At 45.7% G+C, this 22,514-nt stretch carries 22 protein-coding genes and 1 tRNA gene; 18 read left to right on the top strand and 5 right to left on the bottom strand.

The features are described 5' to 3' along the window. The first annotated feature begins 93 nt into the window (after nt 1-93). The 6 genes from JW968_03210 (at nt 94) to JW968_03185 (ending at nt 4,425) form a co-directional block, all read left to right on the top strand. Entirely contained in the window at nt 94-1,194 is a 1,101-nt protein-coding gene (locus tag JW968_03210; GenBank protein MBN1385961.1) for an AAA family ATPase, read from the top strand. A gap of 43 nt (nt 1,195-1,237) precedes the next feature. Then, nucleotides 1,238-1,972: a hypothetical protein gene (locus JW968_03205; protein MBN1385960.1), complete on the top strand. Its 735-nt coding sequence runs from the start codon at nt 1,238-1,240 to the stop codon at nt 1,970-1,972. A gap of 365 nt (nt 1,973-2,337) precedes the next feature. Then, nucleotides 2,338-2,970 carry a GTP-binding protein gene (locus tag JW968_03200; GenBank protein MBN1385959.1) on the top strand — a complete coding sequence of 211 codons (633 nt, stop codon included), beginning with the start codon at nt 2,338-2,340 and terminating at the stop codon, nt 2,968-2,970. Continuing rightward, the gene (locus JW968_03195) at nt 2,971-3,360 is read left to right on the top strand and encodes a DUF2073 domain-containing protein (protein MBN1385958.1); all 390 of its coding nucleotides are present in this window, start codon (nt 2,971-2,973) and stop codon (nt 3,358-3,360) included. A 43-nt stretch (nt 3,361-3,403) separates the two neighbouring features. Next, nucleotides 3,404-3,778 carry a hypothetical protein gene (locus JW968_03190; protein ID MBN1385957.1) on the top strand — a complete coding sequence of 125 codons (375 nt, stop codon included), beginning with the start codon at nt 3,404-3,406 and terminating at the stop codon, nt 3,776-3,778. Further along, complete coding sequence (locus JW968_03185) at nt 3,775-4,425, top strand: hypothetical protein (GenBank protein ID MBN1385956.1); 651 nt, start codon at nt 3,775-3,777, stop codon at nt 4,423-4,425. The genes JW968_03190 and JW968_03185 overlap by 4 nt, the downstream gene beginning before the upstream one ends. Here the strand turns inward: JW968_03185 and JW968_03180 are convergent. Further along, nucleotides 4,409-5,599 (bottom strand): redox-regulated ATPase YchF, encoded by a 1,191-nt coding sequence (locus tag JW968_03180; GenBank protein ID MBN1385955.1) that lies wholly within the window; start codon nt 5,597-5,599, stop codon nt 4,409-4,411. The genes JW968_03185 and JW968_03180 overlap by 17 nt on opposite strands. A 130-nt stretch (nt 5,600-5,729) precedes the next feature. On the opposite strand from JW968_03180, the gene JW968_03175 reads away from it, so the two are divergent. The 3 genes from JW968_03175 to JW968_03165 all read left to right on the top strand — a co-directional run bounded on the left by JW968_03175 (nt 5,730) and on the right by JW968_03165 (nt 7,665). Further along, on the top strand, nt 5,730-6,311 hold the full coding sequence (locus JW968_03175; protein MBN1385954.1) for a hypothetical protein: 582 nt from the start codon (nt 5,730-5,732) through the stop codon (nt 6,309-6,311). Nucleotides 6,312-6,587: 276 nt separating this feature from the next. Continuing rightward, nucleotides 6,588-7,028: a hypothetical protein gene (locus JW968_03170; protein MBN1385953.1), complete on the top strand. Its 441-nt coding sequence runs from the start codon at nt 6,588-6,590 to the stop codon at nt 7,026-7,028. 7 nt (nt 7,029-7,035) lie between these two features. Beyond that, the gene (locus tag JW968_03165; protein ID MBN1385952.1) at nt 7,036-7,665 is read left to right on the top strand and encodes an adenylate kinase; all 630 of its coding nucleotides are present in this window, start codon (nt 7,036-7,038) and stop codon (nt 7,663-7,665) included. Between the two features lie 25 nt (nt 7,666-7,690). On the opposite strand, the gene JW968_03160 is transcribed toward JW968_03165, so the two are convergent. Beyond that, nucleotides 7,691-8,647 carry a helix-turn-helix domain-containing protein gene (locus JW968_03160; protein ID MBN1385951.1) on the bottom strand — a complete coding sequence of 319 codons (957 nt, stop codon included), beginning with the start codon at nt 8,645-8,647 and terminating at the stop codon, nt 7,691-7,693. 333 nt (nt 8,648-8,980) lie between these two features. Here JW968_03160 and JW968_03155 point away from each other — a divergent pair, with 333 nt between their 5' ends. Genes JW968_03155 through glmS form a run of 7 tightly spaced genes read left to right on the top strand, consistent with a single transcriptional unit; the run spans nt 8,981 to nt 17,010 of the window. Continuing rightward, nucleotides 8,981-10,321, top strand: coding sequence for a phosphoglucosamine mutase (locus tag JW968_03155; GenBank protein MBN1385950.1), 1,341 nt, complete (start codon nt 8,981-8,983; stop codon nt 10,319-10,321). Then, nucleotides 10,318-11,115: an inositol monophosphatase gene (locus JW968_03150; protein MBN1385949.1), complete on the top strand. Its 798-nt coding sequence runs from the start codon at nt 10,318-10,320 to the stop codon at nt 11,113-11,115. Before JW968_03155 ends, JW968_03150 begins: the two co-directional genes overlap by 4 nt. Nucleotides 11,116-11,164: 49 nt before the next feature. Next, entirely contained in the window at nt 11,165-12,346 is a 1,182-nt protein-coding gene (locus JW968_03145; protein MBN1385948.1) for a hypothetical protein, read from the top strand. Beyond that, nucleotides 12,343-13,242, top strand: a complete 900-nt coding sequence (locus JW968_03140) for a CoA-binding protein (protein MBN1385947.1) — start codon at nt 12,343-12,345, stop codon at nt 13,240-13,242. The genes JW968_03145 and JW968_03140 overlap by 4 nt, the downstream gene beginning before the upstream one ends. Continuing rightward, on the top strand, nt 13,235-14,005 hold the full coding sequence (locus tag JW968_03135; protein ID MBN1385946.1) for a citryl-CoA lyase: 771 nt from the start codon (nt 13,235-13,237) through the stop codon (nt 14,003-14,005). The genes JW968_03140 and JW968_03135 overlap by 8 nt, the downstream gene beginning before the upstream one ends. Before the next feature lie 52 nt (nt 14,006-14,057). Beyond that, nucleotides 14,058-15,251, top strand: coding sequence for an NTP transferase domain-containing protein (locus JW968_03130; GenBank protein MBN1385945.1), 1,194 nt, complete (start codon nt 14,058-14,060; stop codon nt 15,249-15,251). Between the two features lies 1 nt (nt 15,252). Continuing rightward, nucleotides 15,253-17,010 (top strand): glutamine--fructose-6-phosphate transaminase (isomerizing), encoded by a 1,758-nt coding sequence (gene glmS / locus JW968_03125; protein MBN1385944.1) that lies wholly within the window; start codon nt 15,253-15,255, stop codon nt 17,008-17,010. On the opposite strand, the gene truD is transcribed toward glmS, so the two are convergent. After that, nucleotides 17,003-17,962: a tRNA pseudouridine(13) synthase TruD gene (truD, locus tag JW968_03120; GenBank protein MBN1385943.1), complete on the bottom strand. Its 960-nt coding sequence runs from the start codon at nt 17,960-17,962 to the stop codon at nt 17,003-17,005. The genes glmS and truD overlap by 8 nt on opposite strands. A gap of 144 nt (nt 17,963-18,106) precedes the next feature. Here truD and JW968_03115 point away from each other — a divergent pair. Both JW968_03115 and JW968_03110 read left to right on the top strand, forming a co-directional pair. Continuing rightward, nucleotides 18,107-18,311, top strand: a tRNA-Arg gene (locus JW968_03115). Next, nucleotides 18,312-19,421 carry a hypothetical protein gene (locus JW968_03110; protein ID MBN1385942.1) on the top strand — a complete coding sequence of 370 codons (1,110 nt, stop codon included), beginning with the start codon at nt 18,312-18,314 and terminating at the stop codon, nt 19,419-19,421. On the opposite strand, the gene gatE is transcribed toward JW968_03110, so the two are convergent. Continuing rightward, nucleotides 19,414-21,231, bottom strand: a complete 1,818-nt coding sequence (gene gatE, locus JW968_03105; GenBank protein ID MBN1385941.1) for a Glu-tRNA(Gln) amidotransferase subunit GatE — start codon at nt 21,229-21,231, stop codon at nt 19,414-19,416. The two genes, JW968_03110 and gatE, sit on opposite strands and share 8 nt — an antisense overlap. Continuing rightward, the gene (gene gatD, locus JW968_03100) at nt 21,228-22,511 is read right to left on the bottom strand and encodes a Glu-tRNA(Gln) amidotransferase subunit GatD (protein ID MBN1385940.1); all 1,284 of its coding nucleotides are present in this window, start codon (nt 22,509-22,511) and stop codon (nt 21,228-21,230) included. Before gatD ends, gatE begins: the two co-directional genes overlap by 4 nt. Nucleotides 22,512-22,514: the final 3 nt, after the last annotated feature.

Below are 22,514 nucleotides of genomic sequence, written 5' to 3'. Positions count from 1 at the left end.
GACAGAGCCGCTGACTGGGAAATATTTATAAATAGCCGACCACCCCAATCCATTATGGTTATAAAAGACCAAAACAAGGAGCTGGAAGATGTGATGTACAGCTATACAACCAACATCAGCCAGCTCGAAGAGGAGAACAAGCTCCTCAGGGACACGATAAACAGCCTGAAGGAAGAGGTAAAAAAATACAGGGAACCTCCGCTCCTCGTGGCGCAGGTAAGGCAGATAAGCAAAGGCCACGCATTCCTCATGCTCCAGAACGGAAATGAGTTCTTCGTTGCGCTGTCTGGAGATGCAGGCAAGATAAAACCTGGAGACACAGTGCTGGTCGAGCAGAAGAACCTCACAATAATCAGGAAAGCAGAGAAGATGAAGAAATTCAATGTGGAGAAATTCATAATCATCGAGAAGCCCAAAGTCCAATGGGGTGAAATCGGCGGCCTCAGCAGAGAGGCAGAAGAGATAAGGGAAGTTGTGGAGCTTCCGCTGAAGAAACCGGAGCTATTCGAAAAGATAGGGATAAAGCCCCCAAAGGGGATACTCCTGCATGGCCCGCCAGGAACAGGCAAGACCCTTCTGGCAAAGGCAGTCGCGACAGCAACAGATTCGACATTCATCGAGATCGTGGGCAGCGAGCTTGTCCAGAAATTCATAGGTGAGGGAGCAAAGCTTGTCAAAGAAGTGTTCCAGCTGGCCCGCGAGAAAGCCCCTTCAATAGTATTCATAGACGAGATAGATGCCCTCGCTGCCAAGAGGATAGAAGTAGGGACATCCGGCGAGAGGGAGGTCCAGAGGACATTCATGCAGCTGCTGGCTGAGATAGACGGGTTCAAGCCGTTGGGAAATGTCAAGATAATCGGATGCACAAACAGGAAGGACATACTCGATCCGGCAGTGATCAGGCCAGGAAGGCTTGACAGGCTCATCGAGATAGGGATACCGAACGATGAAGGAAGGAAAGAGATATTCAAGATACACACAAAGAACATGTCCATCTGTAAAATAGATATCGACAAGATAATATCGAAGATGCATGATTTCTCAGGAGCAGAGATAAACGCATCATGCACAGAAGCAGGATATTTTGCAATCAGGGAAGACAGGTCTAAGGTCACAGAGAAGGACTTCCTGAGTGCAGTCGAGAAAGTCAGGCAGAAAGAAGAAGAAAACGACTACAAAGGAATCTTCGGTTAGATTCAACCAGGCCAGATAATTCTAAAAGGGGTAGGCGGATAAAATGTCAGCATTAGAAGCAACACTAGGCGGATACCTTGTACTGTACGACAATTCAATAGAGACAAACCTGCCGAGAAGGCATTTCAATGAGTTCTATGCCAGAGCAAAAGGGGCAAGCGCCATAATCACCAGCTACCTGAGAAGACACTCCAAAGACATCTCAGATTTTGTACTGAGATACATCCGACGGGGAAAGCCTGTAAAGATTATCGGGCAAGGAGTGCTTGACTATGGGAAAGAAGTCCTGGCAGCCACTGATTATACAAAAGATACAGAAGAAAATGGCAGCGCAAACCTCGAGGAAGCAGTCATCCTGCTCTCAAAATACTATGAGCAACCAAGAAGCGTGGCGCCATTCACGATAAAGAGATCCATCTCAACAAGATACTTACTGGACCATGAATACATGCATGCAGAAGCAAGAGAAAGAACAGAAGCAGGGGTGGAAAGGAACCTTTACAACTATTACAAATCAAGATATGAGAGCACAACAGGACAAGAAAAACTGGATTACAAGACACTCATGATGATAGCATTGTACAGGATGAATTACCATGCACCAAGAATCGACAAAGAAAATGCAAAGAATGCAGAAAGAGACAAAAAATCCTCAGAAGACAAAAAATCAGATGAATCCGAGGGAGACGAGCCAGAGAATGGTGGGGCTGACCCCCCGGATGAAGCAGACCATGAAGAAAATCATGAAGGAGACTGTGAAGGTGACTCTGAGGAATAAATCCAAGTGACGTACCCAGTGCCATGACCAAGTGCCATAATTTATAAATAATCAAGCGCTATTGATATTGCGCGATGATGTAGTGAACACCAACAGATCCCGCAAGGGAGATGATGAACGGAAGTAACTACTGAGCGCCTATTATCCTTATGACCTCAATTCTTATGACGCCATATGATTCTTATGATGTCCTGTATTCTGTCAGGCTTAAAAGGGAAACATATATAAACCAATTCCTGCAAAAGATGATAACAAAAATATGATAATATTATATCAATCAACATATAACCCAATACATAAATCGATATATAACTCAATATATAAATCAGCATATCCATGACACATTAATAATATATGGTGGTCAGATGATTGAACTTTTCAAGAAATTCCTGAACAAAGTCTTCAAGAACATCTTCAAAGAGAAGAAGCATGTAAAACTCGGACTATACGGTCCTCCGAACGGGGGGAAGACAACACTTGCCAACAGGATATGCAAGGACTGGCTCGGCGAGGAGATGGGCAAGACAAGCGCCATGGCCCACGAGACAAGAGAAGTCCAGATAAAAGAACAGATAAACATAAAATCCAAAGGGAAGGAGCTCTCATTCAACCTTGTTGACACGCCCGGGATCGCGACAAAGATCGATTATGAAGACTTCGTCAAAAAAGGAATGAAAGAGAAGGATGCAAAGAAGAGAGCGAAAGAGGCAACAAAAGGAGTCATCGATGCAATAAAATGGCTCGATGACATGGATGCAGTGATAGTGGTGCTAGACGCCACAAAGGACCCTTATTCTCAAGTGAACATAACAATCATCGGAAATCTCGAGGCCAGGAAGATACCTGTACTCATCGTAGGGAACAAGATCGATCTCAGGAGAGCCAACCTCAAGAAGCTCCAGGCCACGTTCCCACAATATGATGTCATCGGGATAAGCGCCAAATTCGGCAAGAACATAGACAATTTTTATGAAGGATTATTTGCACTGGTGGGATAAATGCTGACAATACAATTCGTGCCGTATACAGAGATAGAATCCCTGAGCTCGCTCGGTAGAATAAGGAAACTGCTGAAGATAGCCAAAGAGAACAAGATAGTGCTGCTAGAAGGCCGACTCAAAAAGGAAGAGGAAGCAGAGATGATAAAGACGACAATGGAAGAGATCGATGACGAGTTCAAGGGGATAGAGATGGCAGTCATAAATCCAGAGGCGAAAGAAAATGACCCGGTCGGGAAGATGAGGGCGATACTGGCAGGAGCCCTCCTCGGGAACAGGCAGGGATTCACAATCATAGGGCCGGCAAGCGTAGTGAAAGAGATAACCAAAGACCCACACAAGATACAACTCCTCGCGCAAGAGCCGAAGAGGAGAAGGAAAAAGAGATAAGGCACAGGAAAATCAAAGAAATTTTCTGCGTGCGGAGTCCAAAATGCCGCATCAATGCGTGAGATGCAACACATTTTATGACGACGGATCCAACGAGATCCTAAAAGGATGCCCATGCGGCTCAAAACTGTTCTTCTACATACGAAAGGAAAAGCTACAGCAGGCAGAAGAGATAACCGAGAAGCTCACCAAAGAGGAGAAGAAAGAGATCGAGAAAGATGTCCTTAACATCATAGGCGAGCACAGGAACAGGGATGACCCTGTTGTTCTCGATTTCGAATCTATCAGGGTGCTGAAGCCGGGCAAGTTCGAGATAGACCTCGTGCACCTATTCAAGAAAGACCCTCTCGTCTACAAGCTGGAAGACGGCAAATACATGATAGACCTTCCCACGACCTTCAAGCACGCAAAAAAATGAGAATTCTCCACCAGAAAGGATATGCCATCAACAAAAAAGCCGATGCTATCGTGAATTCCGCCAACGGGCTGATGCTCCTCGGAACAAGCGGTGCCGGGAAAATCAGGGAGAAATCAGAGAAACTCAAAACGCCAGAAAAAGCGGCATACAACCTTCTGCTCAGAAAGCTCCCAAAAGAGATAAGGCATTACTACACCATGATGTATGACAAGCACAATTGGGAGCCGAGATACGCCCAGATGTCCTCAATGAGACTCCTCCTCAAGAACGGCGGCCCGTTCCGGAGAGGGACGGCAATCCTCGATAAAGGATGGTCGAAACATGACAGGCGCAAGCTGATACATGCGATAGCACTGACATATGACCCGGCAACAGGAAAAAGGAAGAGGGCATCAGAAGCCACGATAAGGAAGGCGGCCACCGAGGCAATCAAGATAGCGCTGTCTGAAAAAGCCAAGAGCATAGCAATACCTGTGATGGATGCAAGAAAGAAATATGGCGTGACACCGAGCAGATCACTCAAGGCAACACTCTCAGGACTCAAGAAGTTCGGGAATGAAAAGATAAAGGTCATCATCTGTTTCGACAATCCCAGGACTGCAGCATATCTCGATTCAATAAACAAACGCGCTATTTCCCGCTTATGATCTCTATCACATCACCGCTCTTCAGGACATGATCCCTGCCCACAGCCCTCTTTGTCTTGACATCAATGGCCCTGATGAAATTATCCCCGAAATCAGAATGCAGACGATAAGCGAAGTCAAGGGCTGTCGATTTATCCGGCATCAGGAAGCAGTCAGGCAGGGTATTCCCATACTGATCCTCAAGCTTGTTCAGGCCGCCCGGGAAAATGGGGAGGTATTTCAGCAGCCCAAAAACCGCCTTGTCCAGTGCATCCTGCACACCGGTGGTATGATACCTGTCAAGAACATTGACCTTGATGAAATCAAGAGCCTTCATCTGCGCCTCATTCAGGCCGCCCTTAACCATGTAACTGCCAGAGCCCGGCAAATAATCAATCATATTGCGCTTTCTGGCCTCCTTAAGAGCAAGTTCTGATTCAGCACTGCAAGGAACAAATATGAAGTCAGGGAATCCCTTCCTGAGCCTCTCATAATTATCATATGCCCCCCGGATGTCGATTTTATTGCAGGCAATAATCATCGGCTTGGTCAGTTTCCTCAGACGGACAGCCAATGACTTCAGCTGATCAGCACTCCACAGAGCAGGCTTCTCAGGATCAAGATCCAGCAGCCTGACAGACGACTTAATCATCTCCTCATCAACACCCAGTCCAGAAAGCTGCTTCGCAAGCGCCTTCTGCACATGGCCATGCTCCTGCTGGATGGTCCTGGCGAACTTCTCCCAACCCTTGTTCAGGATGCCGAGATACCACATATCAAGCTCAACTTCCAGGAACTTCACATCTTCAGCAGGGTCATACTGAAGGGGCTGTATTGACTCACCTTTCTCATTTGTTGATCCAGAAGCATCAATAACGTGGATCAGGGCATCAGCCTGCCTCAGATCATCAAGGAACTGATTGCCCATACCTTTGCCCTCATGAGCACCCGGAACAAGACCAGCAACATCAATGACATCAACAGGCACAAAGCGGATATGATCTATGCAATAGCCCTCCCTCGGATTGCACTGCCTGCCAAAAAATTTGTCTGCACAAGGGGTCCGCACAAAACCCACCCCATGATTCGGTTTGATCGTAGCAAAAGGATAATTCGCTATCTCGACATCAGCCAGAGTGAGGGCCTTGAAGAAAGTGCTCTTGCCGACATTAGCCTTACCAACAATGCCAATCATCATTTTATATCCTGGTAAAAAGGGTGCTTTAAAAATATTATGAGCTATACATGTGAAAACTGCCCAAATCTACACAAATTTTATAAATTCTAAGCTGAATATTTAAAAAGAGAGGAAAAAAGAGGCAAAAATGGCAGAACAAGTCATGGTGGTGAATGATATCGCCCTGAAGTACAGGGATGTCTTCCACATGAAAGGGCTCTACCAGATGATAAGATTCTGGCTCTTATATGAAGATTTTGTAAGAGAGGATTATGACCAGCCAAGTTCTGAGAAATACATGGAAAAACTGATGCTTGAGCGCAGAGAAAAAGGGGGCCACAAAGAGATGTGGATCTGGTGGAGGACATTCAAGGATGAGACAAAGTTCTTCAGGCTTGAGCTGGATGTCGACTATCATGTGCTCTTCATGAAAGACATAGAGATAATGCACGAAGGGGTGAAGCTCAAGACCCAGCAAGGCGAGGTAGAGATAAAACTGACAGCAAGGGTCGTCATGGACCCGGAGGGCGACTGGGAGAAGAACAAGATACTGAAAGCATTCAACCTGCACAATTTCGTGAAGAAGAGGCTGCTGAAGAAAGAGCTTGAAGGCTACAAGCTCAAGCTGTACAGGAAGACCTACGAGCTCCATAGGAGGATAAAGCAATATCTTGACATGAAAGGCTTCCTTGAGGAGACAGAGGCATTCTGGCCCCAGCACGGGCATTAATATGTATCAGTCTTTATAAAGGCTTTATAAAAAGATATTTAAATAGGAAATTTTCTCACAGAAACAGCTACATTTATGCCCCCGTAGCATAGTAGCTATTGCGTCTGACTTGTATCAGCCAATCAATGATTGCTGGGAAGCAATCAGAAGGTCGGGGTTGCAAATACCCCCGGGGGCTTATTCTCTCTCATCAATGATTAAAGCAGTGATTCACTCATACAGGTAAGAAAAAGAATATAAACCTGATTCGGCGGATCAAAGCAAAGAGGTGGTAAAGTGGACGCGAAACAAATACAGAAGTATGGTTTGGACCATGCATTTCTTGATCATGAATTCGAAATATCCAAGATAGAGGTCACCAACTTCGTCCTGCGGGACATAAGAGGAAGGATACTAGAGAAGATAAACCAATTCCTTGAGATAGTGACAGAGATAATCCAGCCAGACAACAAAGTGACAAGCTTCAATGAAATCAGATTCTTCTCAGACAAAGAGAAAATACAGGTGTTCAATACAATGCGAAAACTAAAGATAATGCACAGAGAAGGCCTCAAGCTGGAAATAGACTCCTCAGAGGAGAAAGAGATAAAATATATAAAGAAAACAACAATAGAATGGAATGACCTCAAGAGAGAGATGCTGCAGATCGTCGACAAGCTGCAGGATGCATGGAAAAAAGAGCTGAGAGTCGAGAAAGAAGTGGAATATTTCGGGTGAAAATCCAATGAAGATCCTGATAATGGGGCCGCAAGGCGCAGGAAAAGGGACACAAGCCAGCAGGATAAGCAAGAAGCTTGAAGTGCCCCACATATCTACAGGAGACCTGTTCCGTGAGGCGCTGTCAAATGGGACAGATCTCGGGGCCAAGGCAAAAGAGTACATGAACAGAGGTGAGCTGGTGCCAGATTCCATTGTAGTCGGCATGCTCAAAGAGAGAATCGAGAAAGAAGACTGCAAAAAGGGATGGATACTTGACGGGTATCCCCGGAACAAGCTCCAAGCAGAGGAGCTGGACAAGATAACCAAAGTGAGCCACATGATTGTGCTGACTTTGGACGATGATTTCGCAGTCCAGAGGATTGGCGGGAGAAGGACCTGTTCAAAATGCGGAGCAATATTCCACACAACAAACCTGAAGCCGAAAAAAGAAGGAATCTGCGACAGGTGCGGCGGGAATCTCATCCAGAGAGAAGATGACAAGGAAAAAGCGATAAGGGAGAGGCTGAAGATATACAGGAATGATACAGAACCTATCATATTGCATTACAAGAATAAAGGAATCAAGATGATAGAGGTGGACGGAAAGAAATCAATCCAAGAAGCATTCGATGAGATAATGCCACAGCTCAGATGAACCTGCTGAAACCCCAACAAACAATTCACACCAATTCTACAGAATCTATCTTGCCGTCGCCATCAAGGTCAAATCCCCTGACAATAACAGCAAAGCTGTCCTGGCCAGAGAAACCCCTCAATATCTCCTTATGGAATCTCGTGAATCCGATCACAGCACTCTTCACACCCACATACCTGTAGCCAGCGATGAACAGGATACTGTGCCTGGGAGAATACGGATTAGGGATCCTTGCGATTATCCCCGCTGTGTCCTCACTGATCAGCTCACCTGCCTCTGAGATCAAGCCAGCACAAGTATATCCCTTCTTCGACGCCCTGATGTCAAACTTTATAGGCAGGAAATTATTTATCTCATGCGAAACAAGATTGGGGCCGGGGCCTCCGACAATTATCAGATTATCCTTCTCTTGCCTCTCAGATTTAACGTCGACATCGAGCTTTACAGCAAAATACTTGGGGAAACGGCAGAACTGGCCCATGAACAAGGCCAGATCAACAGCATAATGGCCGTCCCTTGCAGCAGCCTTGTAAGGACCATGCGGGTCAGGACAGCCGACAACAAACTTAGCATTGAAATCACCATCCCTGATGAAAGGCTCAAGAAAAGCCTCAAGCTTCTTATCAACAGAGGCCCTCATTCCCTTAAACCTGCTCCATTCCCCACCAAGTGAGACAGCAAAGTTCATGCTTTTCGGGAAGAATTTCTTCGCTATCGTCCCCCTAATCTCCTTCTTCTCAACAATCTCAATAAGATCAGCATTAAGCATCTGCTTCATATGATAATAGACCTTCTGCTCATGCATCCTGAGCTTCTGCGCAAGCTCAGCAGGGTACATCGGGGTCTCTGCAAGAAGCTTCAAGATCCTCAGCCTGATAGAATTCGAAAGAAGCTTGATGGATTCGGGATTCTCCAAGATCTCACAATCTGAATGGAGCATCCCGTCTTTTGTGATCCTGACAAGCATCGACCTATCTTTCATGACAAAAAAGGAACAGGAACAATATTATAAATCTTTTTATAATATTATTATAATATTCTATAAATAATAATGTTTTTTAATAATAAAAATTGCTCTATTTTCACTATAAAACTTAAAAAAGTCTTATTAATACTTTTAGAGCATTATTACTGCTTATAAAGCTTTTTAAAGATATAAAAGAGCTAATAAAATATAATATTATCAATACATTCTTAATAGAATATATAAACGAGAGCGGCAAAATATGAAACACCCATTAACCTCTTTTTTTCTTTTTTTGGGTGACAGATCAAAGAATCTGATTTTTATGATTCATCCCAGCATGGAGGGCACATGATGAAGCTATTCGGAACAGACGGGATAAGAGGCAAGGCAAACCAACACCCTATGACACCAGACCTGATGATAAAGCTCGGCAAGGCAATCGCAAAACATTTCTCCAACAAAGGGAAGAAGACACGAATACTCATCGGCAAAGACACAAGACTATCAGGCTACATGATAGAGTATGCGCTTGTGTCAGGCATGTGCTCCATGGGAGCAGATGTACTTCTTGTCGGGCCAATGCCGACACCTGCGATCGCACATCTCACGAAGAGCTTTGCAGCAGATGCCGGCATAGTGATAAGCGCCTCACATAATCCAGCTGACGACAATGGGGTGAAGATATTCGGCAAAGACGGATTCAAGCTTCCGGACAATGAGGAAAAGAAAATAGAGATGATGATCGAGAAGGATGTCACAGACGAATCTGTCGTCGGAGACAGGATAGGGAAGGCCTCCAGGATAGATGACGCGCAAGGGAGATATATCGAGTTCGCGAAGGCCAGCATAAAGAACAACTCACTGGATGGCATCAAGATAATCCTGGACTGCGCAAACGGAGCAGCATACAAAGTGGCTCCGCTGATACTCTCTGAGCTCGGGGCAGAGGTCATCCCAATGGGGAACAAGCCAGACGGGCTGAACATAAACCAGAAAGTCGGGGCAATGCATCCTGAAGTCATCCAGAAAAAAGTTGTCGAAGAGAAGGCAGACATAGGGCTTGCTCTCGACGGAGACGGAGACAGGATAATCATGTCTGATGAGAAGGGCAACACCGTTGATGGGGACAAGATAATGGCCATAATAGCAGACTATTGGCAGAGGCAAGGCAAGATGAAATGGGCACTTGTGGCGACCCAGTACAGCAATATGGGACTGGACATAGCAATGAAGAAAATCGGGGTCGATGTCATCAGGACAAACTGCGGAGACAGGTATGTCGTAGAAGAGATGCGTAGGGGCAAGCACAGGATAGGGGGAGAGCAGAGCGGGCACATAATCCTTCTTGATCATGCAACAACCGGAGACGGCATAATCGCATCACTCTACATACTGGACATCATGAAAAGGACAGGCAAGAGACTATCAGAACTCGCTTCGGTCATGAGACATCTCCCACAGGTGATAGTCAATGTAAAGGTGAAAGAGAGGAAACCAATAGAAAGACTGGATGCAAACAAAGAGGCCAAGAAAGCACAGGAGAGTCTCGGCGGGACCGGGAGAGTGTTCCTCAGATATTCAGGGACAGAGAACAAGCTAAGGGTAATGGTGGAAGCAGAGGATCCATCAGAAGTGAAGAGAATATCAGATTCCATAGCCAAGAAAGTGAAGGAAGAGATAGGTGAATGACGATGCCAGAATTCCTCGAGACTGCAAAAGCAGCGGCACTGAAAGCAGGCATCATACTTATGGAAAAGTTCGGAACCGGAGTGCACTCAGAAAAGAAGAAGGACAACTCTTTTGTAAGCGAGGCAGACCTCGCTGCAGAGAAGATAATCCTGGAGACAATCAAGAAAATATATCCTGAACACTCATTCTTCTCAGAAGAGGCAGGAAGGTCAGAAAATGACTCTGAATACTGCTGGTACATAGACCCACTGGACGGGACGCATAATTATCTCCACAATATACCATTCTTCGGGGTCTCGGTCGCGCTGGCCAGGAATAAAAAGTTCATTGCCGGCGTCATATACCTGCCATTCACAGATGAGCTTTTCTATGCAGAAAAAGGAAAAGGGGCATGGCTCAATGACATGAGAATCAATGTATCAGACAAGAGCATAAATGAAGCAGTGTATGCATCACCAGCATCCTTCATCCACCAGGGAGATGAAACCATCATAGACCTAATGAAGCTCTTCAGGAAACACTGCCCTGAAGTCAGGATGACAGGATCATGCGCCTTCGGGCTGGCATATGTGGCATGCGGCAGATTTGACATATCAGTCAAGGCCTCCATAACACCATATGACACAGGAGCAGGGAAAGTCATTGTCGAAGAGGCAGGGGGCAAAGTGACAAAGTTCGACGGTACAGACTTTGACGGGGACTCATGGAACTTCATAGCATCAAACAACAGGTTCCATGAAAAACTGCTTGAGATGCTAAAAGGATTCAAAGCGAGGACAGGAGAGAAAAGATGAAGACAAGGGAAATCAATCATTTTCCTGCTTTCATCCTTGCGGTGCAAAGATGAAAATAATGGAGCATGAAGGAAGGACTATCCTTTTCAAATCCGGGATCAAAGTGCCTTTCGGCAGGATAATACATAATATAAAAGAGGCAGATGAAACACTGGATGAATTCAACTATCCTGTTGTTGTCAAAGCGCAAACATTATCTGGTGGGAGAGGGAAAGCCGGCGCAATAAAGACAGCCTCAGACAAAGAGGAAGCAATGAAATATGCCAGTGAGATGCTGGGAGCCCAAATCCTCGGGGAGAAGATACAGGCCATACTTGCAGTCGAGAAACTGGATGCCATAAAGGAATATTATGCCTGCTTCACATTCAGCACCGATATAAGGGCTCCGATATTGATATTCTCAGACAAGGGAGGGGTCGATGTAGAGCACAATGATGCAAAGATAATCCGCATCGATGCCACAGTGGGTGTGAATCGCCAAAACATAGGAACAATCACAAGCCAACTCAACATACAAGAAGACCTCTCAGAATTCATAATCAAACTATATGACGTGTTCATGGGGAACGATATGCTCCTTGCCGAGATCAATCCTCTCATCGTGACCGCAGAAGGAGAGATATATGCAGCTGACATGAAAGGAGTGCTTGATGATGAAGCATTGGGCAGGCATGATTTCCCATTCCCCAAAAGAACAGGCTTCAGAGAGCTGACAGAAAGAGAGAAGAGAGCAAAGAAGATAGATGAAGAGGACTACAGCGGGGTTGCCGGAAAGACCTTCATAGAGCTGGATGGTGACATCGCAGTGCTGGCTTCTGGCGGGGGGGCGAGCATCACAGCAGTCGATGCACTCTACAGCTATGGGGCAAGACCAGCAAACTATACAGAATACAGCGGAAACCCGAGCGGAGAGAAAGTGAGGAAGCTGACTGAAGTGACACTAGACAAGCCGGGGCTTACAGGATGCTTTGTGGTCGGCGGGAAGGCGAACTTCACAAGAATCGACATAACACTCAAGGGATTTCTCCAGGCAATACAGAGGATCAAGCCAAACTATCCTATTGTCATAAGAAGAGACGGTCCATGCAAGAGAGAAGCATTCGAGATGCTAGAAGAGGCAGCAAAAGAAGAAGGCTATGACATCCACCTCTTCGGATATGACACCCCGATCTCAAAAGCCGCTGAAATAATGGCAGACCTATCAAGGAAATACAAGGAGAAACTAAAATGAGCATAATGATCGATGATGAAACAAGAGTGATGATCCAGGCCATAACAGGCAAGCAAGGAAGACAAGCCTGCAAAGAGATGCTCGACTACAAAGTGAAGGTAGTGTGCGGAGTGACTCCAGGCAAGACAGGCCAGAATGTAGATGGAGTCCCTGTGTATGGATCAGTGAATGAGGCGCTGCATAACCATGACGTCGATGCAACAGTGATATTTGTGCCTCCGATGCAGGCAAAAGAGGCTGTCATGGATGCCATAAACAACGGAATCAAGCTCATCAATATCATCACAGAGAATATACCTGTGCATGACACAGCCTATTTCCTGGAAGCAGCAAGAAAAAGCGGGGCTGTGATTGTCGGACCATCATCAGTCGGCATAATAAGCCCTGGCAAATGCAAGATGGGACCAATCGGCGGAGCGGACAACAGCAGCTACATGAATGGACCAGTCGGGATAATATCAAAGAGCGGCGGAATGAGCTCAGAGACAGCAAATCTCCTGACACAGGAGGGCATCGGACAATCCACAGTAATAGGAATAGGCGGGGATCGGCTCATAGGATCAGACTTCGTCGACATGCTCAAGATGTTCGAGAGAGACAAGGACACCAAGTGCACTGTGATCTTCGGAGAAATCGGGGGCACGTATGAAGAGCTCGTGGCAGAATCAGTATCAAGAGGAGAGATAACGAAGCCGATAGCAGCATTTGTGTCAGGCAATTTCGCATCAAATCTCCCCAACATGACACTTGGGCATGCAGGAGCCATAGTTGAAGGAACAAAAGGCACCCGCCAGGCAAAAGTAGAAGCTTTGAGAAAAGCAGGAGTCAAGGTTGCGGAAGTCCATCATCATATTCTGGATGAAATAAAGATGATACTAGGTGATAATCATGGCTGACAAGAAATGGAAGACAAGCATAGCAGACTCGACCCAAGAAGGGGCGATAATCAGAGGATATCCATTGATCGACATGATAGATAAACTGACATTCACAGAAGCCATATTCCTATTGCTGAAAGGAGAGCTGCCGAGCGAGAAGCAGAGGAAGATGACGGATGCCATACTGGTAACATCAATAGAGCATGGGATTGCGCCACCATCAGCACAAGCAGCAAGGATAATAGCAAGCGGAGGCAATTCCATAAATGTCGCTATTGCAGGAGGCATATTGACATTGGGAGAGCATCATGGCGGAGCAATAGAAGAGGCAGCCCGCATCATGCAAGAGAATGCCCCAAGGACTGTCAATGAGAACCCAAAGAAGATAGCGGCAGAAATCGTCAGGAACATACTTGACCAGAAGAAAAGGCTATCAGGATTCGGGCACAAACTCTATACCACTGACCCGAGAACAACAAAGCTTTTTGAGGTGGCCAGGAAGATCGGATTCTTCGGTCCTGCATGCGAACTTGCACTGGAGATGGAAAAACAGATAGAAGAACAGAAAGGAAGAAAGCTATGCCTGAATGTAGACGGAGCAGTTGCTGCAATAATCACAGAGATGGGATTCGACTGGAGAATGGCAAAGGCATTCTTCATCATACCAAGGACATGCGGGCTAGCGGCACATTCATATGAAGAGCTCACAAAGGAAGCGCCATTCAGAAGATTAGAAAAAGGAGAATATGAATATATCGGGGAAAAAAGGAGGGAACTATGATGAAGCAACGAAAAGAAATTTCCGATCTTAACTTTTTCCCAGGAGGTAAAAAATGAAGGCTGTGATATTATGCGCCGGGAAATCAACTAGAACATATCCATTGACTGTGAACAAGCCAAAGCCCCTTCTCAAAGTGGCAAACATATGCATACTGGAAAGGAACATGAATGAGCTGCATAAACTGGTGGATGAATTCATACTTGTGGTCGGATTCAAGGCGGAGATGATCAAGAACCATGTGGGCAAGGAATTCAAAGGGAAGAAAGTAAGATATGTGGAGCAGCAGAAGCAGCTCGGCACAGGACATGCTGTGCTGCTGACAGAGAAGCTTATCAAAGACAGGTTCATCGTCATAATGGGAGATGATCTCTACAGCGGAAAAGACATCGAGAAATGCACAAAACACAGGAATTGCCTGCTCGTGAAGGAAATTGACGATGTCAGATCCTATGGTGTCTGGAAGGTAAAAGGAAAAAGAGTCCACTGCATGACAGAGAAGCCCACGAAAAAAGCGAAGGGGCTGGCGAATATAGGCGCATATGTCCTCAGCAAGGAGGTATTCGGCTATCTGAAGAAGATCAAGAAAGGCCCCGGAGGAGAATATTACCTACCATGGGCTGTGGCTGACATGGCCAAGAAAGAAGAAGTGAGATATGAGAAGTCAACAGATTTCTGGTTCCCGCTGCCATACTCATGGAGCCTCCTCGATGCAAATGAAGGCACACTCAAGAGATTCAAGAGAAGCATAATCCGGGGAGAAGTGGAAAAAGGCGCGACGATAAAAGGGAATGTCGTGATAGGCAAAGGCACCATAATCAAGAGCGGTTCCTATATCGAGGGGCCTGTCGTGATAGGCCAGGACTGCAAGATAGGGCCGAACTGCTACATAAGGCCACACACCTCCCTTGGCGACAGATGCAAAGTCGGGAATGCAGTCGAGATAAAGAATTCAATCTTATACGAAAATGTGAGTGTCGGTCACCTATCCTATGTCGGAGATTCCATCATCGGCGAGAATACAAACTTCGGGGCAGGGACCATAACCGCAAACCTGAGGCATGACAACAAGAACATAGTGACCATGCTCCATGGCAAGAAGATAGACACAGGAAGAAGGAAGCTCGGTGCAATAATCGGAGAGAATGTGCACACCGGCGTGAAGACGACGATATACCCCGGAAGGAAGATATGGCCGGGCGTCGATACAATGCCTCTTCAGGTTGTCGATAAGGATATGGTGAGATGAGATGTGCGGCATAATAGGGTATATCGGGAAGAAGAATGCAAGCAAAATAGTTGTCGAAGGCCTCAAGATGCTCGAATACAGGGGGTATGATTCCTGGGGGGTCGCTTTCAAAGATAAAGACAAGATAGACATAATAAAAAAAGTGGGGCAGATAAGCAAGTTCACACAAGAGCTTCCCGAGTCCAATATAGCAATGGGGCACACAAGATGGGCGACACACGGAAGGGTAAATGAGACAAACGCGCATCCCCACACAAATTCAGACAAATCCGTCGCAGTTGTGCATAATGGGATAATCGAGAACTATCAGGAACTCAGAAAAGAGCTAAAAGACAAGGGCTACAAGCTCATCACAGAGACAGACACAGAAGTAATACCATTCCTGATAACCGAGCACATGAAAAAGAGCGGATTCACAGAAGCTGTACGGAGCACATTGCTGGAGCTGCAAGGCAATTATGCAATAGCCGCCATCAACAAAAAAGACGGCATCATGATAGGCGCCAGAAAAGGGAGCCCGCTCATACTGGGAGTCGGAGACGGGGAGAATTTCATCGCATCAGATGCGCCGGCATTCATGCAGCACACGAGAAAGGTGGTCTTTCTTGAAGAAGGAGAGATGGCAGTCCTGAATGGCGGATACAAGATATTGAATGTAGAGACAGGAGCAGAGAAAGAAAAAGAGATCTCTGAACTCACATGGAGCATAGAGAAGGCGATGAAAGGAAAGTTCCCTCATTTCATGCTCAAGGAGATACATGAACAGCCAGAATCACTTCTCAGGACAATGAAAGCAGGCAATGGAGAGATAAAAAAAGCAGCTGAAATGATAAACAAAGGATTCGGCATATTCCTTGTGGCATGCGGAACAGCATACCATTCATGCCTGTCAGGAAGCTACCTGTTCTCAGAGATAAGCCATAAACATGTCAATCACACAATAGCATCGGAGTTCAAGTACTATGAAGATTTCCTGACAGACAAGACACTCATGGTGCCGGTCTCGCAGAGCGGAGAGACAGCAGATCTCCTGGATGCAGTGCGATCAGGAAAGAAGAAGAAAGTCAAAATCCTGCCGATAGTGAATGTCCTGGGTTCAACGCTTGCCAGGATGGGAGATGATATAGTATATCTGAATGCAGGACCAGAGATAGGAGTGGCAAGCACAAAAGCATACACATCACAGGTAGCTGTCATGATCCTGCTAGCCCATGCAATAAACGGGGACCTGGAGATCGGCAAGCAGAGGATCAGAGAGGCATCAGATGCAATAAAAGAATTCCTGAAATCAGATGGAACAGAAAAGATACAGAAAATTGCAAAGGAAATCAAAGACAAGAGAAGCATATTCACACTCGGGAGAGGGCTGAGCTATCCGACAGCACTGGAGGCAGCACTCAAGATAAAAGAGATAAGCTACATACATGCAGAAGGATTCCCAGGCGGAGAGCTGAAGCATGGAACAATAGCACTCATCGAGAAAGGGACGCCGTGCATTGTCTTTGTCCCTGAGAATGAGACAAAGATGGAGATACTGAGCAATGCCGGCGAAGTCAAGGCACGAGGCGCATCAATAATAGGTGTGGGGCCTGAGAACAATGAGATATTTGATTATCATATAAAAGTGCCAGACATAAAAGAGGCCCATGTGCTCGTCAATATAGTCCCGATGCAGCTGCTGGCATATCATCTTGCACTTCTGAGGGGATGCGATCCAGACAAGCCTAGAAACCTGGCGAAGAGCGTCACAGTCAAATAAAAAGCCTCTTGATGACAAGGGTCGCATAGCTGCCTTTGGGAAGCGAGAAGGTTATCGAGCACTTTTTCTTTCCTACATTCAATTCATCAGGTTCAAGTTCACCTATCTCCATATCCTTAACCTTAACGCAGATATTTCTTGGCACCCCTTCTGCAGAAAGCTCTGGAAATTCCCTCAAGACAAAATCCCTCAAAGTGATGCCTTCTCCAGAAAGAACATCCTCCACAAGGTGCATATCTGATGAGTACTCGGATCCAAAGCCAGGTATGTCAATCCTGATATCGATGAAATCATCCGGGAAAACAAAATCACCCAGAGAATAAGGAATAGATACCAGATCATCATTTCTTTTTTGGAGGTACAAAGCCACAATCTTATTCCATAAATAAGACTGGTATGCATGAATGAAAAAGATAATTTTCTTCTTGGTCAAGGACCTGAGAAGATTAACAGGATTATTGCCTGAAACACCGAGGAGCCCTGCTGCTCCTGAAAAATCCCTCTTGACCAGGCGCCTGCCAATCTCAACATTCTTATCAGAAAAACGCTGCTCATCAAAATAGTTAACGATGGATACAATCTTTTCAGGCCTCTTGTCTATGTTTCTCACAATAATCTCAAAACGATTCCCGTCCAAATCCCCAAGACTGATGGGATCCTTTGAAGTACAAACATAATCAAGCTCGATATCTTTAAGATACAAAGCATCAACTCTTGATTTCTGGGACTTAATAGAGACATATTGCTCGGTCACAGCATGCTTATCCTTATTTCCAGCAAACCCTATGCTCTTCAGCGGGATCTTCAGGCTCTTAGCAATGAGAGAAACAGCATCAAGCGTGTTCCACCCAGTTTTCTTCATCTTATAGATCAAGAAAGGGCCTTCTGATGGAATATGATCCGCAATCTCAAAAACCTTAAAATCCTCTGGAATCTGCTTAATCCTGAACATATTATAACGAAAGACATAATTTTATTATAATTGTTATGCCTTTCGAATATAATAGAGAAAATTCATTATTGAGAACTAATAGCCTCTATTATATATATAAAAGTCGAAAACTATTAAAAGATTAGTATTCGCTGCTTTATAAATGCGCCTGTAGCCTAGCCTGGATTTCCCAGAAAGGGCAAATAGGGTGACAGCCTCCTAAGCTGATGACGAAAACCTTTGAAGTATCCTTCGGGGTATGAAGAGAGTTAGCTGAAGCGGCATGTGGAAAGCTGTAGATCGAGGGTTCGAACATCGCCACTGGCGTGACAAGCTTAACGCCAGGGCATCGAAAGTCCCTCCAGGCGCGTTGAAAACCTTTGACATGATCTCTGAAGGCAGCAGAATATTCCTCAAAAGCCAAGCAAGGAAGATAATGGGATTCGAGAAGCATGCCGGAGACCATAAAGAGATATGCAAATCCATAATCAAGAGATGCTGGAATGGAAAATATTTCCTGACCAGCAGCGGGCATTTCAATGAGTTCTATGTGAGGGACTTCACATTCTGCATGCCACACCTGCTTGAGCTCGGACATAAAAATGAAGTCAAGCAGACACTCTCCTATGCATTGTCAAGATTCTCAGAGCACCACAAGCTGACAACAACAATAAACCCAAGAGGAAGGCCAGTCAGCGTGTTCTCATACTCAGCAGAGTCCCTGCCGTTTCTACTGATGTGCCTGAGGAAGTCAAAATCAAAAGAACTGTCTGAGAGATACCATGATTTCCTGCAGGCCCAGACATATTTCTACCACGAATTCGCATTCGATGAGAAGACAGGGCTCCTCACAAAGAATATCAATTTCTCGTCGATAAAAGACAACTCCAGGAGAAGGAGCAGCTGCTATGACAACTGCATGCTTGCATTGCTCAATGAAGAATTAAAGAGGACAAGACTGGACAATCCTTTCAAGAATCATAATATAACGAAGACAGTAAAAGAAAAATTCTGGAACGGAGACTATTTTTTGGATACCACAAATACAAATCATGTCGCAGGGGACGCAAACACGTTCCCATACTGGACAGGGCTCTTTGATTCGGCAGCGATGATGAAGAAATCAATCAAAGCAATACAAGAGAACCATCTTGATGATCCATTCCCCCTAAAATATACACACAAGCCGCTCAAGGGGGAAATAAGATGGCCAATGAGCATGCTGCTCCCGGATTATGAGGCTGATACGCTCTGGACGCATCTCGGACTGTGTTATATATCAGTCGTGTCTAAGGTGGATAAGAAACTGGCAAAAGAGTACTTGTCAAGATACAAGGAAAACATCGAGAAGCACAAGAATTTCCTGGAAGTATACTGGCCAAACGGAAAGCCATTCCGAACCCTGCTTTACTATTGCGACCACAACATGCTATGGGCATCAATGTATCTGGGCATGGCGAACAGAATGAGACTCAATTGACTTTTTTCTTAAGGATATCCATAATTTTCTTGCCATCTGCCTTGCCCCTGAGCTCATTCATGACTTTGCCCACAAGAGCATTAAACGGAAGGCCTTTGTGCTTCTTGATTATACTATCAATCTCTGACCCAATGTCCTCATCTGAAAGAAGCTGATATCCTGACAGAGAAAGCTTCCCAGTCCTGGAATAATCAGCCAGAGCCCCAATAACAGCATCCTTTGAAATGGTTCCTTTGTCTGCTGCATCCAAGACCTTTGTCAGGACATCTTCATCAAATAAAAATTCAACATCATATCTTTTCTTGATCTCCTTCGGGGTGTTCAGTATGGTTTCAGCAATGAACAACGGCTTAAGATTCCTGAACCTATCTCTCAATCCATTGAACAGATCAATCCTATCTGACTTGGATATCTGCACAGAAAGATCCTTCCCAAGAATCTTCTCAAGATCCTTAGCAACATCTGTCAACAATGCAGGAATCCTGATCATTCCCGTGTCTGGCCTGACAGGAAGCACATCAGTCTCAGGATACATCCTCGCAGCGCTGGGTATAGGCCTCATGAAAGTAGAGGTACCGTCAGGATTGGCCCTTCTCACCTCTTTCGGAACACCATCAAAACACATCATTACACGTTCGAAAATAGCATCAATTGCCTTACGAGCCTTCTCCTTTGAATCAGCAACCAATATGAAGGCATCCCCTTCCTTGCAGGAAAGCTTTGAGGATATATTCCTGACATCATCTCCAGTGATGCCATATTTCGGAAGCTCATCAGAATGAAAAAGACCGCTGACACCAGCCTTGACCTTGGCATAATCGCTGAATTCAGTGCCAAGCCTCTTGTTCGGGACAAGCTCCTTGCCTATAAGCCCTCTGAATCCAGGAAGCTTAAAACCTATGACAACACCTTTAGCCTTCAGAGCTGAAGTGATGATCTTCGAATCACAAGCTGACAAGATCTTCGTAAGATCCACTTTCTCAAGCTTGAAATCCTTCTTCAGAGCATCCTTTATCTCAAGCAATGCAAGCTGACGCTTTGCTTCGTATTCTACAAGAGTGGGGATCATCCTCAGATCCTGAGCACCCTTGATCTCAATCCTCTCACCACCCTTTACTGAAACATTCAAATCCTGCCTTATGGTGCCAAGACCCCTCTTGACCCTCTTGGTGCTCCTCAGCAACATACCAAGATATTCAGCAGCCTCCTTCGCATGCTCTGGTGTCTTTATATCCGGCTCAGTGCCAATCTCAATCAATGGGATGCCAAGCCTGGAAAGATCATAGACCTTCTTCTCCTGGCTCTCCTCGATAATCTTGCAGGAATCCTCCTCAACCATTATTGTCGGCACCCTAATCCTACCCAATGAAGTGTCATAAGCGCCATTCCTGGCAACAAGAGCAGTCCTCTGAAATCCGGATGTATTAGAACCATCAACAACAGTCTTCCTCATCACCTGGATCTCGTCCACGACCTCTGCATCAAGCATCTTAGAAACTGTGAGGACAATATCCAAAGCACCCTTATCCATATCATGCGGAGGCTCCTCATCCATATCGACAAGACAGCAATTCCTGCCATGGAAATGATATTCATACAGCTTCTGGCGCATCTGCTCATGAGCAGCAGCTGCATCAACCTCCCCAGTCTCACCAATCACAGCCCTGAGACGCCTTGTGAAAGTGAAATCCGGACCATCATCAAGGATCATTGAAGGGCATCTGCAGAAAAGCTTACCAGTATCCAGCTGCTGGTGAATCTCAATACCACACTTCAGACCGATCTTTCCATAATCTAATATCATTTTCAACAGAGATATGATTCAGGCAAGGTCCTTTCAGTGATCTCCCCTGCCATGTTCGTGAGCATCTGTTTCCTCACATCTTTGATGTCCTTGGTGTGGCCAAGCACCCAGCCAAGCTTGACAAAGGCAGTCTCGGGCAGCATATCCTCAACAAATATGCAATCCTTCTCAACAGAAAGCTTCCTCAGATTAGTGTAAACATAAGGGTGGACACGACCATACAATGTCTGGGATGCGATTATGATCGGAATCTTCTCCTGCTTCGCCCTCTCAAGCTGATCAAGCACATTCTTTTTTGAATTTGTCGGGACATGGCCAAGAGCAGTCGCTGCAAGGACAATCCCCCTGAATTTCCTGTCAATATAATAATCAATGACACCCGGGTCCATGCCAGGATGGATCTGTACAAGCGCTGTCTTCCCCTCAAACTTCGTGTCAGCCACCACATCCCCCTTTTGTGCAGGAGGGAATTCCACAGCAGTCTCTATCCTCCCATCCGGGAAAACCTTTGCCATCGGGAGATCATTAATCGGCCTGAAAGCATCACGCCTTGAAGTGTGCATCTTCCTGACCTTTGTGCCCCTAACAAGAGTGCAGTAATCATCAGAAGTCGTTCCATGCATGCAAGTCATGACCGCACCTGCCTTCAACTTAGAAGCAGCATGTGCAGAACAGACAAGATTCATGAAAGCATCACTTGAGCCACGATCAATGCTCCTCTGGGATGCAGTGAATATGACAGGCTTGTTCAATCCCCTCAGCATGAAAGAGAGCGCAGCAGCAGAGAAATGCAGGGTATCAGTGCCCTGCGTCAGGATGACCCCTTCAGCCCCTGAGTTCAGCTCTTTCGCTGCAACCTTTGCCATGCTCTGCCAGTCCTCATGACAGAAGTCCTCGCTCATCACCTGAGCAGACTTGATGGCCTTGAGATTAGCGATATCCTTCAGCTCCGGGCACATGGAGACGAAATCCTCAGCAGAATAATCTGCAAAAACACCACCAGTCCTGTAATCTATCCTGCTTGATATGGTGCCACCAAATGATATCAGAGAAATGTTCGGGAGCTTTGGATCATGCTTAAGAACACCTTTCTTGGCCTGTTTTGGCGCATATGCCTTGACAGTCTCGATGCTCTTTATCTTCTTCTTATCCATACCAATATTATAACCAGTATCCAACTTGAGAACGATGAAACCCTCATCAAGAAGCTTAGGCCTAGGCATAAGGATGCCATGAAGCTCTTCATCTGGAAGAACAACCTTCACATAATCTCCAGTATCTGCCATAAA

It is taken from the genome of Candidatus Woesearchaeota archaeon (assembly GCA_016928155.1).
Taxonomy (GTDB): Archaea; Nanobdellota; Nanobdellia; order Woesearchaeales; family JAFGLG01; genus JAFGLG01.
This window is presented reverse-complemented; position numbering and strand designations above follow the sequence as displayed.

Coding starts and splice junctions, on each gene's coding strand:
- JW968_03210 (MBN1385961.1), top strand. CDS start 94: ATGTACAGCTATACAACCAACATCAGCCAGCTCGAAGAGGAGAACAAG.
- JW968_03205 (MBN1385960.1), top strand. CDS start 1,238: ATGTCAGCATTAGAAGCAACACTAGGCGGATACCTTGTACTGTACGAC.
- JW968_03200 (MBN1385959.1), top strand. CDS start 2,338: ATGATTGAACTTTTCAAGAAATTCCTGAACAAAGTCTTCAAGAACATC.
- JW968_03195 (MBN1385958.1), top strand. CDS start 2,971: ATGCTGACAATACAATTCGTGCCGTATACAGAGATAGAATCCCTGAGC.
- JW968_03190 (MBN1385957.1), top strand. CDS start 3,404: ATGCCGCATCAATGCGTGAGATGCAACACATTTTATGACGACGGATCC.
- JW968_03185 (MBN1385956.1), top strand. CDS start 3,775: ATGAGAATTCTCCACCAGAAAGGATATGCCATCAACAAAAAAGCCGAT.
- JW968_03180 (MBN1385955.1), bottom strand. CDS start 5,599: ATGATTGGCATTGTTGGTAAGGCTAATGTCGGCAAGAGCACTTTCTTC.
- JW968_03175 (MBN1385954.1), top strand. CDS start 5,730: ATGGCAGAACAAGTCATGGTGGTGAATGATATCGCCCTGAAGTACAGG.
- JW968_03165 (MBN1385952.1), top strand. CDS start 7,036: ATGAAGATCCTGATAATGGGGCCGCAAGGCGCAGGAAAAGGGACACAA.
- JW968_03160 (MBN1385951.1), bottom strand. CDS start 8,647: ATGAAAGATAGGTCGATGCTTGTCAGGATCACAAAAGACGGGATGCTC.
- JW968_03155 (MBN1385950.1), top strand. CDS start 8,981: ATGATGAAGCTATTCGGAACAGACGGGATAAGAGGCAAGGCAAACCAA.
- JW968_03150 (MBN1385949.1), top strand. CDS start 10,318: ATGACGATGCCAGAATTCCTCGAGACTGCAAAAGCAGCGGCACTGAAA.
- JW968_03145 (MBN1385948.1), top strand. CDS start 11,165: ATGAAAATAATGGAGCATGAAGGAAGGACTATCCTTTTCAAATCCGGG.
- JW968_03140 (MBN1385947.1), top strand. CDS start 12,343: ATGAGCATAATGATCGATGATGAAACAAGAGTGATGATCCAGGCCATA.
- JW968_03135 (MBN1385946.1), top strand. CDS start 13,235: ATGGCTGACAAGAAATGGAAGACAAGCATAGCAGACTCGACCCAAGAA.
- JW968_03130 (MBN1385945.1), top strand. CDS start 14,058: ATGAAGGCTGTGATATTATGCGCCGGGAAATCAACTAGAACATATCCA.
- glmS (MBN1385944.1), top strand. CDS start 15,253: ATGTGCGGCATAATAGGGTATATCGGGAAGAAGAATGCAAGCAAAATA.
- truD (MBN1385943.1), bottom strand. CDS start 17,962: ATGTTCAGGATTAAGCAGATTCCAGAGGATTTTAAGGTTTTTGAGATT.
- gatD (MBN1385940.1), bottom strand. CDS start 22,511: ATGGCAGATACTGGAGATTATGTGAAGGTTGTTCTTCCAGATGAAGAG.